Source organism: Niallia sp. WK069_GA_01, from assembly GCF_983173855.1.
Map to the genome: position 1 here is coordinate 4,493,358 of NZ_OZ470138.1, position 14,490 is coordinate 4,507,847.

Sequence of the window (14,490 nt, forward strand, 5' to 3'; positions counted from 1 at the left end):
TTTAGATAAACTCCTCAGAGGGTAATCGCTCGTTAAGGTGGTTAATATAAGACTTTCCCTTAATTAAAGAACTTGTTCTGCGACATTCTCTTCTACATTTAATGCAACATAATGATATACAATACTCAGAAAAGCTTTCCCTGTATAAACCATTGCTTTTTCATCAAAATCAAACATCGGATGATGATGTGGATAAGCAGTTCCACTTACTTTTGCTCCTGTATGAAAAAACATTCCTGGCTTTTCTAGTAAATAATAAGAAAAATCTTCTGCCCCCATTATCGGTGTTGATTGTATAAGCATCTCTTTCTTTAATGTATTTGCTACCGCTTCTTCAAAAACGGCTATTTCCGTTTCATGGTTATAAACAGCGGGGTAGCCCTTTATATAATTAATGTCACATTCCGCCTGCATGCTTTCGCAAATTTGGGTAGCCATTAATTTAATTTCACTTTCCATAAATCCACGTAAATCTTCATCTAATGTTCGTACCGTCCCTTTTAAAGTAGCTGTATCTGCAATGACATTTTTTGCGTTTCCTGCGTGAAAGGAACCAACAGATAATACAACTGGATTTAACGGATCTACTCTTCTACTTGCAATATATTGAAGCTGATTAACAAGTGCTGTACCTACCGCTATGGCATCGACTGTATCATGAGGAGCAGAACCATGTCCCCCTTTCCCTTTAACCGTAATCTCAAATGCATCTGCTGCCGCCTGCGAATAACCAGGTGTATAAAAGTATTTTCCCAATTCACTTAACGAAGATAAATGAGAACCAAACACAATATCCACCCCCTCTAAACAATTATCTTCTATCATTGCCTTTGCCCCACCTGGCGATAGCTCCTCTGCATGTTGATGCAACAGTACTATATTGCCGGCAATTTGCTCTTTATGATCTTGCAGTACTTTCGCAACTGCTAGTAAAGTAGCTGTATGTCCATCATGTCCACATGCATGCATTACTCCAGGTATTTTTGATTTATATGGTACATCCTTTTCATCTTGTATTGGCAATGCATCAAAATCAGCCCTTAATGCAATTGTTTTTCCAGGCTTTTCTCCATATATCTTTCCTACCACTCCTCTTCCACCGACATTTCTTTTCACTTCAATACCATAACTTTCTAAAATATCCCCTATCATTTTAGCCGTTTCGACTTCTTGAAAGGAAAGCTCAGGATATTGATGCATATGTCTTCTCCACTCAACCATTTGTTCATACATATCTTCTAATTGTTCATGCCAAAGCTCTAACATATTATCCCTCCAGTATTTAAATAAAATAAAATGTCGTTTTTTCTGATTCATCAAATAATTCCGACTATTCACTCTAAATTAACGCTATTCCGCCCAATAGTATACTAAGTTATTTTAATCATCATAATAACTAGATTTAATGATAAATAGGGTGAAAAAATTCACTATGATGAACTTTATTTATCTAATAACGTTGTTTGCGTTTTCATTATTATTTCTTTGCATTTCACTTGTTATAACTTCTTACAAAAAACTACAATTTTTTTATTTTCTAAGAAAAGTGCAAGCGCCTTGTTTAGCTCTGAGGGAAAATGTTCTCCTGACACAAAAAGTGTTTTTTCCTTTAGAGGAAGCAGGGGGCAATACTCACTGGGGCTAGGCTCTGGACGGCTAAAGTACACCACGGCCTGTATGTCGAAGCGGAGTGCGAACACAACTGCAAAGTTATCCCCCATTCCATTCCATTTCGTTTATCATTTCCTAAACAATAAAAAAACAGCAGTGTGATTGTTATTACCACATTGCTGTTTCCGATGATAAGCAAAATTAATCGTTCGTATCATTATAAAACCTTACTTAAAAAAGATTTTGTTCTTTCTTCTTGTGGGTTAGAAAATAATTCGGATGGAATATTCTCTTCTACTATATATCCTCCATCCATAAATATCACCCTATCTCCAACTTCTCTTGCAAATCCCATTTCATGTGTAACCACCACCATGGTCATTCCATCTTTAGCAAGATCCTTCATTACTTCTAATACTTCACCGACCATTTCTGGATCTAGTGCAGAGGTTGGTTCATCAAACAACATAATTTTCGGTTCCATTGCTAAGGCCCTAGCTATTGCCACACGTTGTTTTTGACCTCCTGATAACGAATCGGGATAAACATTGGCTTTATCTTCTAAACCAACTTTTTTTAATAATGCCAACCCTTTCTTCTTCGCTGTTTCTCCTTCGAGCCTTTTTACTTTCATTGGCGAAAGGGTTATATTCTGTAATACCGTTTTATGTGGGAATAAGTTAAATTGCTGAAAAACCATGCCAACTTCACGACGCACTTTATTAATATCGGTCCCCTTATCAGTAAGATTCTTCCCTTGAATACTAACTTTTCCTTCTGTCACTGTTTCTAATAGATTTAAACATCGTAAAAAAGTAGACTTGCCAGATCCAGATGGACCAATTATAACTACTACTTCCTGTGGATTAATTTTTACATTAATATCTTTTAATACTTCATTTGTTCCAAAGGATTTTTTTAATTTATCAACAATAATCATTCCGTATTCAACCTTCTTTCCAAACGATTTAAGAAGAAACTTAAGGTTAAGGTTAAAACAAGGTAAATGAGTGCGACCGTTAAATATGGTTCCCATACACGGTTATACTGTCCCATCATAATTCTTCCATAATACATCAGTTCAGGTGCTGCAATAACCGATGCAAGGGAAGAATCTTTTATTAATACTATAAATTCATTGCCGAGCGGCGGTATCATTCTTTTAACGGACTGTGGAAGAATGATATATCTCATTGCTTGTACATGTGTCATTCCAAGTGATCTGGCAGCTTCCATTTGTCCTTTATCAATTGACTGTATGCCTGCACGAAAAATTTCAGCTATATAGGCAGCTGCATTTAATGATAATGCAAGAACAGCGGCTAATTTTCCATTTGTTTCACCTGTTAGCATCGGCACTAGCCCAAAATGAATGATTAATATTTGTACAAATAGAGGAGTGCCTCGAAAGAAAGCAATATAACACTGAAATGGAGCCGCAAGTAATTTGTTTTTGGTCATTTTCCCTAAACCGATTAAAAGGCCAAAGATTGTCCCTATTGCAATCGAAATTAATGATAAACCAATAGTTAATAAAGTTCCTTCCCAAAATAGGCCAGCATACTCACCTATTATTGTAAAATTAAAATCCATTAATATCTCCTCCAAAAATCAAAAAACTTAATTGACCTACAGCCAATGAGGTATATGTATTACTGTTATTTTTATGTATTTACACATCTGATCAATAATTGCACTAACAGTTCTATTTTTCGTTTAATAAAAAAAGGTACCCATAAAGGAAAACCCCACAATAGAAAACTTGGCTAAGAAATGTCCCCTAGCTTTTAAATGTGGGGTTATACCACCTTTTTTGAGTACTCTTTTCTAATTCAGTCCCTTATTGCTGTGCTTTTAAATTTTCTACATCCGGTTCTGTCCCAAACCATTTTTTATAAATCTCTACATATTTCCCATTATCTAGAATTGCATTAAACCCTTTATCCATATCCTCAATTAATTCGCTGCCCTTTGGGAACATTAATCCATAATATTCTGATTCAAACCCGTCTTTATCTTCAATAACAATAAATTTATCTTTTGGATTATTTTTAGCATATTCCTCGATTACCGCATTATCTGCTACAACTGCATCTGCCCCGCCGCTTTTCATTTCTAAGATTGCGAGGTTATTATTTTCAAACTTCTTCACCTTTTTACTTTTTGCTCCTAAAAGCGCATCAACTGCATCTGCACCTGTTGTACTAGTTTGAACCGCTACTCTTTTTCCTTTTAAATCTTGTGCGGTTTTAATCGTTGTATTTTGTGGAGCTAATATTTTGTTTGTACTTTTAAAATATGGAACGGAAAAATCATATGTTTTTTTGCGATCATCATTAATCGTAATCGCTGATAGACCTACATCAGCTGTTTTATTTTGCAATTCTGCAAATAATGGATCCCAACCTACATTAACAATTTCATAATCATACCCTGCTTCTTTAGCAACGGCTTTAAAAATATCTACATCAAATCCTACTATTTCCGCCTTATCCATATATTCAAATGGAGCATACGCTGCATCTGTTACTACTCTGAGTTTCTTTTTTGTATCGCTCCCATTTGTCCCTTCCTCTTTACCACTTGTCCCACAAGCAGTTAAAATCAGCATAAATGCCATGAAAAGAGCGAATAATATTCCTTGCTTCTTCATTATTTAGTCCCCCTAAATTTTTATAGCAATATAATAAAACCACATATTTTTAACAATGGAGAATTTTCCGAAAATACGGAAGAAAAAAAACCAATTCTCCTTGCTTCTTCCCTGTTTTCTACATTTTTCAACCTTTTTCGTGTTGAATTTATTATAGCTTCCTACCCAAATTTATACAAGAAAACTTTTTTAGAAATCTTCAAAATATTTTATAATATAGGATTTTTATATGTTTTTTTAAAATAATAGGAGAAAAGGTCGTATGAGAGTGTGTAAAAGGAGGATTAGAAAAAGATGCGTTAAACCCTTACTATAAACTTTCCACTTTTTCAATGTTAGTTAGGCGCTGGAGCTAAACAGACTTAACATTTCAAAATTTTATATTATACTTTCTTCCTTACAAAAAAGGACCCTCCAATAGCCGATAAATCGACATATTAGAAAGCCCTCTTCCTTATTCTATAAAGGGAATTGCTTGGATAAAAAGCGATACAATCCAGCTTCTTTATAGGAATATTCTGTCACCTCATCAACATATGCCTTTACATTATCTGGGGCATTTTGCATGGCAACTGCGTAACCAGCTCGCTGCAATAATGGCAAATCATTTTCCCCATCCCCTACAGCTAGCACCTCATTAAAATGAAGGGAAAATTTATCTAATAAATATTGAACACCTGTTGCTTTATTTATATTTTCTGCTGTAACTTCCACATTATGTTCTGTTGAGGAAGCATATGTAAATCCAGCTTTCCTTTTTAATTCCTGTAAAAAGGAAATCCAAGTATCCATTATTACTTTCTCTTTACTGAAAAAGTAAATTTTACTAATATTATTTGGATTTAAATTATCTTTCCATTCAATATATTTTTCAACTGCTGCCTTTCTTGATCGCCATTCCATTTCTTCTACCGTTAATGGACGAGTTCCTTTAATTGCGTCAAGGATGATACTTTTATCATCCTTCAATACATAACGCTCTCCTACAGCAGGATGAATTTCATAATATAAACCTCGTGCTCTCGCTTCCTTAATTAATAATTCTACAAGAGGTGGATTTAATGAGTGCTGAAACAACTGTTTGCCATTAATAAATGCAGACATCCCATTAGAATTTACAATTCCATCTACTTCAAAGCCATCCGGAACAGTATCTTCCACCTCTAAAATAGTTCTGCCAGTTGCAATAAATACTTTCATTCCTGTCTGTCTTAAATTTGTTATATAATTGCTTAACTGGGTGCTTACCTTGCTTTCTTCATTGAGCATTGTTCCATCCATATCTAGAACGATAGCTTTAATTGTCATTATTATCTCCTTTTCATGTTAAGAGGTTGTTCAAAAAGTCCCGTAAAAATGATACATTGATTTTCTTCGTTGGCTTACTTTTTATCCACCTTTTTGAACATGCACTATTATATTTACATTAGTATTATCCCGGAGAGACGAGACCCTACAAAAAAATATACTTTCATGTAAAAAAATAAGTATCTTATAAAAAGGAATATTACCACATTTTCTCTAAACTAAAACAATATCAATGAAAAAATTCTTGGTACAATGCCTTTACTGCATTTTTTGCCATCGGTTCTTTCACGCCAAACATCATGCTTACTTCTGATGATCCTTGATTAATCATCTCCACATTAACCCCTGCATCTGCTAATGCTTTAGAAGCTCTAGCAATAGTGCCAACATTATGACGCATTCCCTCTCCAACTAGCATAATAAGCGCCAAATCATGCTCTACATGAATTTCTTCTACATGAAGCTCCTCTTTAATACATTGGATAATTTCATCTTCATTTTTTCCAGCAAGTTGATTTTGCCTTAATATTATCGTTAAATCATCGATTCCTGAAGGCATGTGTTCATACGAAATATGAAAATCTTCTAAAATCGATAATATTCTTCTGCCAAACCCTACTTCTCTATTCATTAAATATTTACTTATATAAATAGAACAAAAACCTTTATCGTTCGCGATACCAACTACAGGTCCATTAGTATTATTTCTTGTAGCAACTATTCTTGTACCAGGCACAGCAGGGTTGTTTGTATTCTTAACATTAACTGGAATTCCCGCGCGATATGCCGGTATTAAAGCTTCAGCATGAAAAACAGAAAATCCAGCATACGATAATTCACGCATTTCGCGATAGGTTAATTCCTTAATCGCTTTTGGATTAGCTACAATTGAAGGATTGACAGAAAAAACAGCATCAACATCTGTAAAATTTTCATAAAGTTCCGCTTTCACTCCATTAGCCAGAATAGCGCCTGTTATATCTGAGCCGCTTCTTGAGAAAGTAACTACATTCCCCTTTTTGTTATATCCAAAAAACCCAGGAAAAATAATGATGGAATCATTTTCTCTTAAAGCATATAAACGATCATATGATTCAGGAAGAACTTGGGCATTTCCTGGATCATCACTTACAATTAGCCCTGCATCTTTTGGATTGATATATTGTGCTTTCACACCTCTTTGATTAAAAAAATGGGCAACAAGCTTTGCATTATTATCTTCACCGCATGCTTTTACTGCTTCCATATAAGATTTTTCATTCGATTTATCTGCATCCAGAACCCCTAATAGATCTTCCTTTATTTTGTCTATTATGTCATTGGAAAGATCTAATTCTTTTGCAATGTTCGCATATCTCTCCATAATCGTCTCAATTAGCTGTTCCGCATCTTCTTCCGCCATCATTTTTTTTCCACAAGCAATTAAAAGGTCTGTAACTTTCATATCATCGTCGTATCTTTTTCCTGGAGCAGAAACGACAACAATTCTTCTCTTATTGTCTTTTTGCACAATATCTAACACTTTCTCTAATTGTTTTCCTGTTGCCAATGAACTTCCGCCAAACTTTACAACCTTCATTTCTACAACTCCCATTATTCATCAATTAGTATCTTCTGCCTAACAATCTAAGGTGACTAGTAAACTCTTTTTCTTTTACCTTACCTATTATTACTTTTTATTAGAAAAGAATCAAGCATAATTCCTCTCACAAAAAACAAATGTATTTTTATAGAGGACAAAAAAATTCATCTATTCAAATAATAACATTTTTCAAAACATGACATGCACGAAAATAAAAAAAAGTAAAGCAAAAAGCTTTTAAAATAATCCGTTTTACGATATGATAATATTTAGAAATACGAAATTGTTTTTAGAAAGAAGTGTTATACTTGGAAAATCAGCGTTATTGTAAACGAAATGTTACCATTATGTGGTTCGCTAACTTTTTTGTCAGTGGCAGTATGACAATGGTTTTGCCTTTTTTATCCTTATATATTGATACATTTGGAGACTTCTCCAAAGATTATGTGCAACATTGGTCTGGTTTATGCTTTTCCATTACTTTTGTTTCTGCTTTTTTATTCTCACCATTTTGGGGGAAAATTGGCGATAAATACGGAAGAAAAAAAATCCTCCTTACCTTAGGACTTGGTTTAGGTTTATCCATTTTTCTAATGAGTTTCGCAACCTCTGTGTGGCAGCTATTCGTTCTTCGTTTTTTCACCGGTTTTTTCACAGGATTCATCCCTATGTCACAAGCTTTTATCTCTACTCAAACTCCCAAAAAAATCGCAGGGCAAGTACTTGGCACATTACAAACTGGCAGTATTACTGGTTCATTAATTGGCCCTATGCTAGGAGGCGTGCTTGCAGATATGGTAGGTTTTTCATCCACCTTCCGTTTTACTTCCATTTCGATTTTTATCTCCGTGCTTTTAGTCCTGGCAACAAAAGAATTTGTCCTTCCTATCGCAAAGGGCACAAAAACAAACTACTCAAGCAAAGAGGTATTAGCCTATATATTCAAAAACCCTATTTTTGTTACTGTGCTATTAATTTCAGCATTAGTACAAATCGCTCATTTTAGCATCCAGCCTATTCTATCTTTATATGTGAGTGACCTCCATGGCCCAGAAAACATTGCTTTATTTTCCGGCATCGCCTTTTCAGCTGCTGGTTTAGGTAATTTATTAATGGCAAAAAAATGGGGAGAAATTGGGGATCGTACAGGCTATATAAAAATTCTTGTTCTCCTTTTATTTATTGCAGGTATTATTTATTTGCCTGGCGGATTTGTTCACCACTACTGGCAGCTCCTTATTATTCGTTTTATTCTTGGCATTTCAATTGGTGGAATCGTTCCTGTAAGAATAGCTTATATTCGTCAAGAAGCACCAATCGCTATGCAAGGAGAGGTGTTAGGATATGAAACAAGCCTGCGCTTCTTTGGAAATGTTATCGGTCCTGCATTGGGTGGCATGATTGCAGCAAACTATGGATTTTCATCTGTTTTCTTATCTACTAGTTTTCTTTTGCTAGTAAGCGGCGTTATTTTAGTCACTATGATGCATCGCCATCCTAAGTTTATAAAACAATCTGTATCATAAGAAGAGCGCATGTGCCTTTGCTGGAAATTCTGGATTCTTTCCCCACTATTGTATTGTTTTAGTGCATTAGGGGATAGGATCCCGAAATTCATTCGGATTCGCCCTTTATCAGACATTTCCCCCTCTTTTTCTTTGCATTTTGATCCTGATTCACTTTTCTACTCTAAAAAGGAAAAATGTGATAGTTGAAATAAGAAAGGAGCTGGACTTCTTGCTCGTTGACAGAAGAATCTGGATTAAATCAAGATGATATAAAACAACCATTTCAGAATATTTCTCCCTAAATGTCCTTCCTCCTTTTGATACAACAAGAAACTATCTCCAAAATTCCCTTTTAAAAAGCTAGAAATAAACCTCAATCATCCTGTAAAATATACACAAGACGCTTTAAATAAGGCATTTGCAAAAGCATACAGAATACGTGGGAGACATCCCCACTGTCACTTTCAGTTAGATAATGGCTTACACAAGAAAGGATATTAAACTAATGGCAAAATCACAGGCAAAAAAGAAGCGAGAAAAACACTTGCGTGAACATGGATTTGATACAACTATTCGCAGAGGAAGTTGGGGTTCCATTCATCCTGCTACTAAAAAAAAAAAACAAAACAGGAGCTTTTCATCCAAAAAGAAAAAAAACATCGAAAAAACCATTCTCATCAAACACAAGAGAATGGTTTTTCTGTATCAATAAATAAATTCGTTCGTGACATTCAGGATGCTATTCAGGATAATAGATGACCACAAATAAGGTGGCCATTTTATTTAGCATATTTTTGTAAACATGTGTTTGATTTGGGGTTAGCTGCAGACCATCCCCTGTTTCCAATCGATATTTTTTTTCCCCTATTTCTAAACTTACTTCTCCTTCCCCTACTAAAATATATTCTTCTCCAGCATGTTTTTCAGAACAGTGAAATGCATTCCCGTCTAGCTGAATCGTATAAATTTCAAATTTCTTCCCTGGATGAAAAGGGAATAAAGAGAATAGGCGGTATTGACTGCTGTCATCTTCAAATGCTTCCAGTTCATTAATGCTTACTTTTTTAATCGCTGCTTCCGTTTCCGCCATAAAATAGGAAAATGACACTTGTAAGCCCATCGCTATTTTCCAAAGGATAGAGACGGTGGGATTCGATTTTCCCTTTTCAATTTGTGCTAGCATCCCCTTGCTAACACCAGTCAATTCTGCAACTTTATCTAAACTATACCCACGTTTTTTTCGTAGATTTTCTAAATTTTGTCCAATCGTATTCGTAATGGATTGCATCACAATCTCCTTTAAAATGATAGTTGCTTTATTTACCATTCCTTTATATAATGTTCATTATACCATACAAAAGTATAATATATAATACAAAAAAGGAGAGATATTTCTTGGATACTTTAAAAGATTTTTCTGAACAAAAGGCTTATCCTCCTACATTTATGGATGGGGTAAAAGATTGCATTCCCACATTATTAGGCTATATTAGCATCGGAATAGCAATGGGCATTGTCGGGATAGCATCTGGTTTACATATTTTCCAAATTTTTTTAATGTCCACGTTTGTTTATGCCGGATCCGCACAATTTATTATTTGCGCCATGCTTGCTGCATCGAGCCCAATTAGTGCGATTATTTTAACGACTTTTATCGTTAATTTAAGACATTTACTGCTTAGTGGGACTTTGGCTCCAAAATTTGTAGACTATTCCTTATGGAAAAATATCGGGGTCGGGAGTTTAGTAACCGATGAATCTTTTGGTGTTGCTATCGTCAAACTGGCAAAAAAGATGCCAATTAGCGATGCTTGGATGAATGGGCTAAATGTGACTGCTTATATTGCATGGATCATTTCCTGTACGTTAGGTGCATATTTAGGAGGATGGTTTCCCAATCCGGAAATCTTAGGATTTGATTATGCTTTAACGGCCATGTTTATTGCTTTGCTTATTCTGCATATACAAACGATAAAGGCTTCTAAACTAAAACATTATTTATTTCTTATCCTTCTAATGGTTGTATGTATGCTGTTATTTTCCTCTTTTGTATCCAGTAGTCTTGCAGTCATCCTTTCTACTGTATTGGTTGCTTCTATCGGGGTGGTGACAGATAAATGATTATTACAAATGAATTTTTGCTGCTTTTATTAGGCTGTACACTTGTGACCATTATTCCTAGAATTCTTCCTTTTATACTTGTTCGTAATTTTTCCATTCCGGCTCTTGTGGAAAAATGGCTTTCTTATATACCCATTTGTATATTCACAGGTTTAATTGTAGAAAGTTTTTTAACCACTGACGCAAACGGTTTTCAATTGAATTGGAACTATCTCTTGGCAGCTGTTCCTACTTTTATCATTGCTGTTAAAACAAAAAGCTTGCTGACAACAGTGTTAATCGGTGTTTTTTGTATGGCACTTATTCGATTACTCCTTTAAAAATAAATAAGAATAGCGCTTGGCGTCCTTGCTCACCGAAATATAAATGTTCTAGCAGCTCGGACATAAGTATTCCAGCCGAAAATAAACCCGAACCATGATACGAAGAGGTAAAAAATATTTCGTATCATGGTTTGGTTTTTTTATTTATGTAAAAAAGAAGATTTGTGGTAATCACCCTCTGGCTGTTTACACTTCACTTTCCATGGGGCTCGGCTTTAGCCGCTTCGGCCCTAGGGGCTAAGGTGTCTCGCTAATCCCATTGGAGTCTACGTGTATGCAGGCTGCTCCATTTTTCAATCTATTTCTTTTTTTCTTGGCAAAAGAATTAAGTTTTAGGAATTAAGTTTTAGGAAATAACCTTTAAAAACGAAGTGGAATGGAGCGGAAGATACTCGACTCCTACGGGAAGTAGAGGAGGATCAGCTTCCTCTCCGCGGAAAGCGAGTGTTTGTAGCGCAATGGAACAACCTATTTCTTATACTTAACTCAAATTTCGTAGTTATAAATTCTTCTTCATGTATTGACTTAACTTGGTTTAGAGCAATTAGAAAAGGATGATTGATTAATTTTTTATGGTGTTTTTGCAAACATTATTCCTTATAAATAGGGGCAAGATTCTCGTTTCAGGATGCTCGCTTTCCGTGGGGCGTGCGATGAGCCTCCTCGGCTTAAGAGCGCCTGCGGGGTCTCATCTAACCCGCTAATCCCACAGGAGTCTCGCACCTTACACTCCAATCAAGCCGTTTTATCCATTAGTTGCTGTCGTTGAACTGGTGAAAACATCCACTTTATAGAAATAGACTAAAAGTGCACATTTTGGGAGAACAACGTTGAATAATAAACATAAAAAATCAACGCGCTACTAGTATTTAGTAATCATACCTTGCCATGAAATTCGAAGACAAGAACTTATTCTAAAACAGGTTGCTTGTAACGGAGGGTGCGAAGACTCCTGCGGGAAATGTGGGAAGGCTAAAGACCCCGCAAGGCAACGCCGAGGAGGCTCAGAGCTCCCACCCCGCGGAAAGCGAAGCAACCCGTAGTGGAAAGCAACCCCATAAGAAAAGTGCAAGCGCCTTGTTTAGCCCCGAAGAAAAATGTTCTCCAGACTCAAAAAGTGTTTTTTACTTTTAGAGGCTGGAGGTTATCTTTCACAGGGGCTAGGCGCTGGAGCTAGACAGCCTTCACATTTCAAAAAATATATACTTCCTCACCTTTTAAAAAACTAGCCTCCCATTTTATTGTTCTAAACCGAGTAACATCAAGACTTGCAAACGAATTTGATGGTGCGAAGTTTGAGTTGACTATATTAAAAAACATAAATAACCAGTATAGAGAAGTAACCACTTAAGTGCTAAATTAGAGCATGTTCGTCTTTACCTATTAACTATTTCGTTATGTCTCAGCCTCTTCTTCGTCGAGCCAAGTCTTGTAACAGCATCAGCACTAATCCACCCAGCAAATCAGAGTCAGAACTGGAGCAACTGCAAATCATCCTAACTACGAATAAAGAGCATTCCTCTAATGACAGGAATACTCTTTTAAAACTCTTGCATCAACAACAGATTTTATCCTCGTCTTTCACTTTGCTGACGCTAATGGATACTTCTAGTTCTTGTGCAGTATTACCAATATACATTCCTTTTAATGGAGTAATATCTGCATAATCCCTGCCGGTTGCCACACGAATATGCTGGTTTAATGCCATCATATTGTTAGTTGGATCAAATCCAATCCACCCATGCTTTGGAATATAAACTTCAACCCATGCATGTGTTTGAGAATCGCCGCGCATTGCAGCATCTTCCCCTCCATAAATATAGCCGCTTACATAACGTGCAGGTATTCCGACATGTCTGCAAATTCCAAGCATAACATGGGAAAAATCCTGGCATACTCCTGAACGTTTTTCCACTACCTCATAAGCTACTGTTTTAACATCAGTAGCTCCAGGTACATAGGAAAAGTTTGTATAAATATACTCATTCAGTTTTTGTAAAAAAAGATAGGTATCAGCATCTTTTTCTCCAAGATCATTTAAAATGTATTCAAGCATCTCTTTTTTCAACATTGTATAGGAAGTAGGCATAAGAAACTCAGCAAATTCTCCTCGAAAAGCCGCACTTTTCATAATAGCGTCCATTTCTTCTGTCATTTTCACTTCTGGAAACGGATAATCAATCTCTAAAAGAGACTGGGTTTCCACAACTAGCTCATCATGTGCCTCCCATAAGTAAAAGCTGCTCACTTCATTTCCCCAGTAATCATTATGATTATAATGCTTTGTCCACGGTTTAATGATTAATTCATAATTCAATACATGTTGATTTGGGGTAGATAATGGTTTAAAGATGCATTGATTAATACTTTGCTTTACTGGCAAGCTATATTTATAATGCGATCGTTGAAGCACTTCATATTTCATGTCGGACTCATCTCTCCTAAATAATATGTCTCCATAATTGCAATTCCTACTGAATCACAAAGAGACTGTATTCTTTGACAGTATTCATGGAGGGAAACTGGCAAATTTTTCACCGATTCATAGCGCAATTCTTGATGAAGTTCTTCTATCTTATCATAAAGCTTTTGAGAATAAGTATTTACTTGCTTTTTTTCCAACGTCTGAAATGCGTAAACAAGCTGCTGCACGCCAAATTTTGCCGAACGGGGATGTGCAGAATCAAAAAGCAAATAATCAACAATTTTTACAGGATTCATCGATGCTTGGTATTTTTGAATATAAGAATGATAGCCGCTTAAACTGCTTAGCACCGAGCTCCAATAATGGTATTGAATATCTTCTTTTTCAAACCTTTCTGTTCTTCTTTTATGATAATAAACATCCATGGTTCTTGCCAATTTGCGAATAACCTCCAAGTATTTGCCGAACATTAAGAATAAATATCCTTCTTCCTGAAGCATGAAACCTGAAATAATACCTTGTAGCAAAAAATATTTTTCGTGAATGCCTTGCAGGAACCGGTTCAATTTTTCTGTATTATCTTCAAAAAAGTTAATCCCTTTTATTTCCATATATAAATCATTGATTACTTCCCAAAATTCAATCGGCAAAATTTCCCGAATCATTTTCGCATTTTCTCTTGAGAGGGTTATACAGGAAAAGATAGAATTCATGTTTTGCTTAGAAAAGGCCAAATATTGAATGACAGATTCTCTATTATACGTATCATATAATCTTTTGAATTCTTTTTTATCGCTTGCAATTTCTATTACTTCTTCCCAGTCATTCTCTGTTCCTACCACCGGATCCTGATTTTCCAAAATACTGACAAGTCTTACTGATAATAGTTTCGCTACGCTATCTGCACGTTCCATATTCTGAGCAATCCAATAAAGAGAGTCTGCCACACGACTTAACAT

General features: G+C 35.6%; 13 protein-coding genes. 4 read left to right on the top strand and 9 right to left on the bottom strand.

Annotated elements, in window-relative coordinates; translation table 11 throughout:
• Positions 1–63: 63 nt before the first annotated feature.
• The 6 genes from AC5LWL_RS20985 to AC5LWL_RS21010 all read right to left on the bottom strand — a co-directional run bounded on the left by AC5LWL_RS20985 (position 64) and on the right by AC5LWL_RS21010 (position 7,151).
• On the bottom strand, positions 64–1,266 hold the full coding sequence (locus tag AC5LWL_RS20985) for a M20 metallopeptidase family protein (protein ID WP_493436116.1): 1,203 nt from the start codon (positions 1,264–1,266) through the stop codon (positions 64–66).
• Positions 1,267–1,828: 562 nt separating this feature from the next.
• Positions 1,829–2,551: an amino acid ABC transporter ATP-binding protein gene (locus AC5LWL_RS20990; protein ID WP_493436117.1), complete on the bottom strand. Its 723-nt coding sequence runs from the start codon at positions 2,549–2,551 to the stop codon at positions 1,829–1,831.
• Complete coding sequence (locus AC5LWL_RS20995) at positions 2,548–3,204, bottom strand: amino acid ABC transporter permease (protein WP_493436118.1); 657 nt, start codon at positions 3,202–3,204, stop codon at positions 2,548–2,550. Before AC5LWL_RS20995 ends, AC5LWL_RS20990 begins: the two co-directional genes overlap by 4 nt.
• 247 nt (positions 3,205–3,451) lie before the next feature.
• Positions 3,452–4,264 carry a basic amino acid ABC transporter substrate-binding protein gene (locus tag AC5LWL_RS21000; RefSeq protein WP_493436119.1) on the bottom strand — a complete coding sequence of 271 codons (813 nt, stop codon included), beginning with the start codon at positions 4,262–4,264 and terminating at the stop codon, positions 3,452–3,454.
• 459 nt (positions 4,265–4,723) lie between these two features.
• Positions 4,724–5,572, bottom strand: coding sequence for a Cof-type HAD-IIB family hydrolase (locus tag AC5LWL_RS21005; RefSeq protein WP_493436120.1), 849 nt, complete (start codon positions 5,570–5,572; stop codon positions 4,724–4,726).
• 229 nt (positions 5,573–5,801) lie between these two features.
• Positions 5,802–7,151 carry an aspartate kinase gene (locus AC5LWL_RS21010; protein ID WP_493436121.1) on the bottom strand — a complete coding sequence of 450 codons (1,350 nt, stop codon included), beginning with the start codon at positions 7,149–7,151 and terminating at the stop codon, positions 5,802–5,804.
• A 311-nt stretch (positions 7,152–7,462) separates the two neighbouring features.
• Between AC5LWL_RS21010 and AC5LWL_RS21015 the strand changes: the two genes are divergently transcribed.
• Both AC5LWL_RS21015 and brfA read left to right on the top strand, forming a co-directional pair.
• Positions 7,463–8,680: an MFS transporter gene (locus AC5LWL_RS21015; RefSeq protein WP_493436122.1), complete on the top strand. Its 1,218-nt coding sequence runs from the start codon at positions 7,463–7,465 to the stop codon at positions 8,678–8,680.
• Between the two features lie 487 nt (positions 8,681–9,167).
• A complete protein-coding gene (gene brfA, locus AC5LWL_RS21020; RefSeq protein ID WP_493436123.1) occupies positions 9,168–9,374 on the top strand; it encodes a ribosome rescue factor BrfA in 207 nt (68 codons plus the stop codon).
• A 27-nt stretch (positions 9,375–9,401) separates the two neighbouring features.
• Here brfA and AC5LWL_RS21025 read toward each other — a convergent pair whose 3' ends face one another.
• A complete protein-coding gene (locus AC5LWL_RS21025) occupies positions 9,402–9,950 on the bottom strand; it encodes a helix-turn-helix domain-containing protein (protein WP_493436124.1) in 549 nt (182 codons plus the stop codon).
• A 158-nt stretch (positions 9,951–10,108) separates the two neighbouring features.
• Here AC5LWL_RS21025 and AC5LWL_RS21030 point away from each other — a divergent pair, with 158 nt between their 5' ends.
• Both AC5LWL_RS21030 and AC5LWL_RS21035 read left to right on the top strand, forming a co-directional pair.
• Entirely contained in the window at positions 10,109–10,783 is a 675-nt protein-coding gene (locus AC5LWL_RS21030; RefSeq protein ID WP_493436679.1) for an AzlC family ABC transporter permease, read from the top strand.
• Positions 10,780–11,103 carry an AzlD domain-containing protein gene (locus AC5LWL_RS21035; RefSeq protein ID WP_493436125.1) on the top strand — a complete coding sequence of 108 codons (324 nt, stop codon included), beginning with the start codon at positions 10,780–10,782 and terminating at the stop codon, positions 11,101–11,103. Before AC5LWL_RS21030 ends, AC5LWL_RS21035 begins: the two co-directional genes overlap by 4 nt.
• Before the next feature lie 1,558 nt (positions 11,104–12,661).
• Here the strand turns inward: AC5LWL_RS21035 and AC5LWL_RS21040 are convergent.
• On the bottom strand, positions 12,662–13,531 hold the full coding sequence (locus AC5LWL_RS21040; protein WP_493436126.1) for a transglutaminase family protein: 870 nt from the start codon (positions 13,529–13,531) through the stop codon (positions 12,662–12,664).
• Entirely contained in the window at positions 13,528–14,490 is a 963-nt protein-coding gene (locus AC5LWL_RS21045; RefSeq protein ID WP_493436127.1) for an alpha-E domain-containing protein, read from the bottom strand. Before AC5LWL_RS21045 ends, AC5LWL_RS21040 begins: the two co-directional genes overlap by 4 nt.

What these genes read in the sequence shown, in the direction of transcription:
- AC5LWL_RS21005 (WP_493436120.1), bottom strand. Translation starts at nt 5,572, where the DNA reads ATGACAATTAAAGCTATCGTTCTAGATATGGATGGAACAATGCTCAAT.
- AC5LWL_RS20990 (WP_493436117.1), bottom strand. Translation starts at nt 2,551, where the DNA reads ATGATTATTGTTGATAAATTAAAAAAATCCTTTGGAACAAATGAAGTA.
- AC5LWL_RS21025 (WP_493436124.1), bottom strand. Translation starts at nt 9,950, where the DNA reads ATGCAATCCATTACGAATACGATTGGACAAAATTTAGAAAATCTACGA.
- AC5LWL_RS21030 (WP_493436679.1), top strand. Translation starts at nt 10,109, where the DNA reads ATGGATGGGGTAAAAGATTGCATTCCCACATTATTAGGCTATATTAGC.
- AC5LWL_RS21000 (WP_493436119.1), bottom strand. Translation starts at nt 4,264, where the DNA reads ATGAAGAAGCAAGGAATATTATTCGCTCTTTTCATGGCATTTATGCTG.
- brfA (WP_493436123.1), top strand. Translation starts at nt 9,168, where the DNA reads ATGGCAAAATCACAGGCAAAAAAGAAGCGAGAAAAACACTTGCGTGAA.
- AC5LWL_RS21010 (WP_493436121.1), bottom strand. Translation starts at nt 7,151, where the DNA reads ATGAAGGTTGTAAAGTTTGGCGGAAGTTCATTGGCAACAGGAAAACAA.
- AC5LWL_RS21045 (WP_493436127.1), bottom strand. Translation starts at nt 14,490, where the DNA reads ATGTTAAGTCGTGTGGCAGACTCTCTTTATTGGATTGCTCAGAATATG.
- AC5LWL_RS20995 (WP_493436118.1), bottom strand. Translation starts at nt 3,204, where the DNA reads ATGGATTTTAATTTTACAATAATAGGTGAGTATGCTGGCCTATTTTGG.
- AC5LWL_RS20985 (WP_493436116.1), bottom strand. Translation starts at nt 1,266, where the DNA reads ATGTTAGAGCTTTGGCATGAACAATTAGAAGATATGTATGAACAAATG.
- AC5LWL_RS21035 (WP_493436125.1), top strand. Translation starts at nt 10,780, where the DNA reads ATGATTATTACAAATGAATTTTTGCTGCTTTTATTAGGCTGTACACTT.
- AC5LWL_RS21040 (WP_493436126.1), bottom strand. Translation starts at nt 13,531, where the DNA reads ATGAAATATGAAGTGCTTCAACGATCGCATTATAAATATAGCTTGCCA.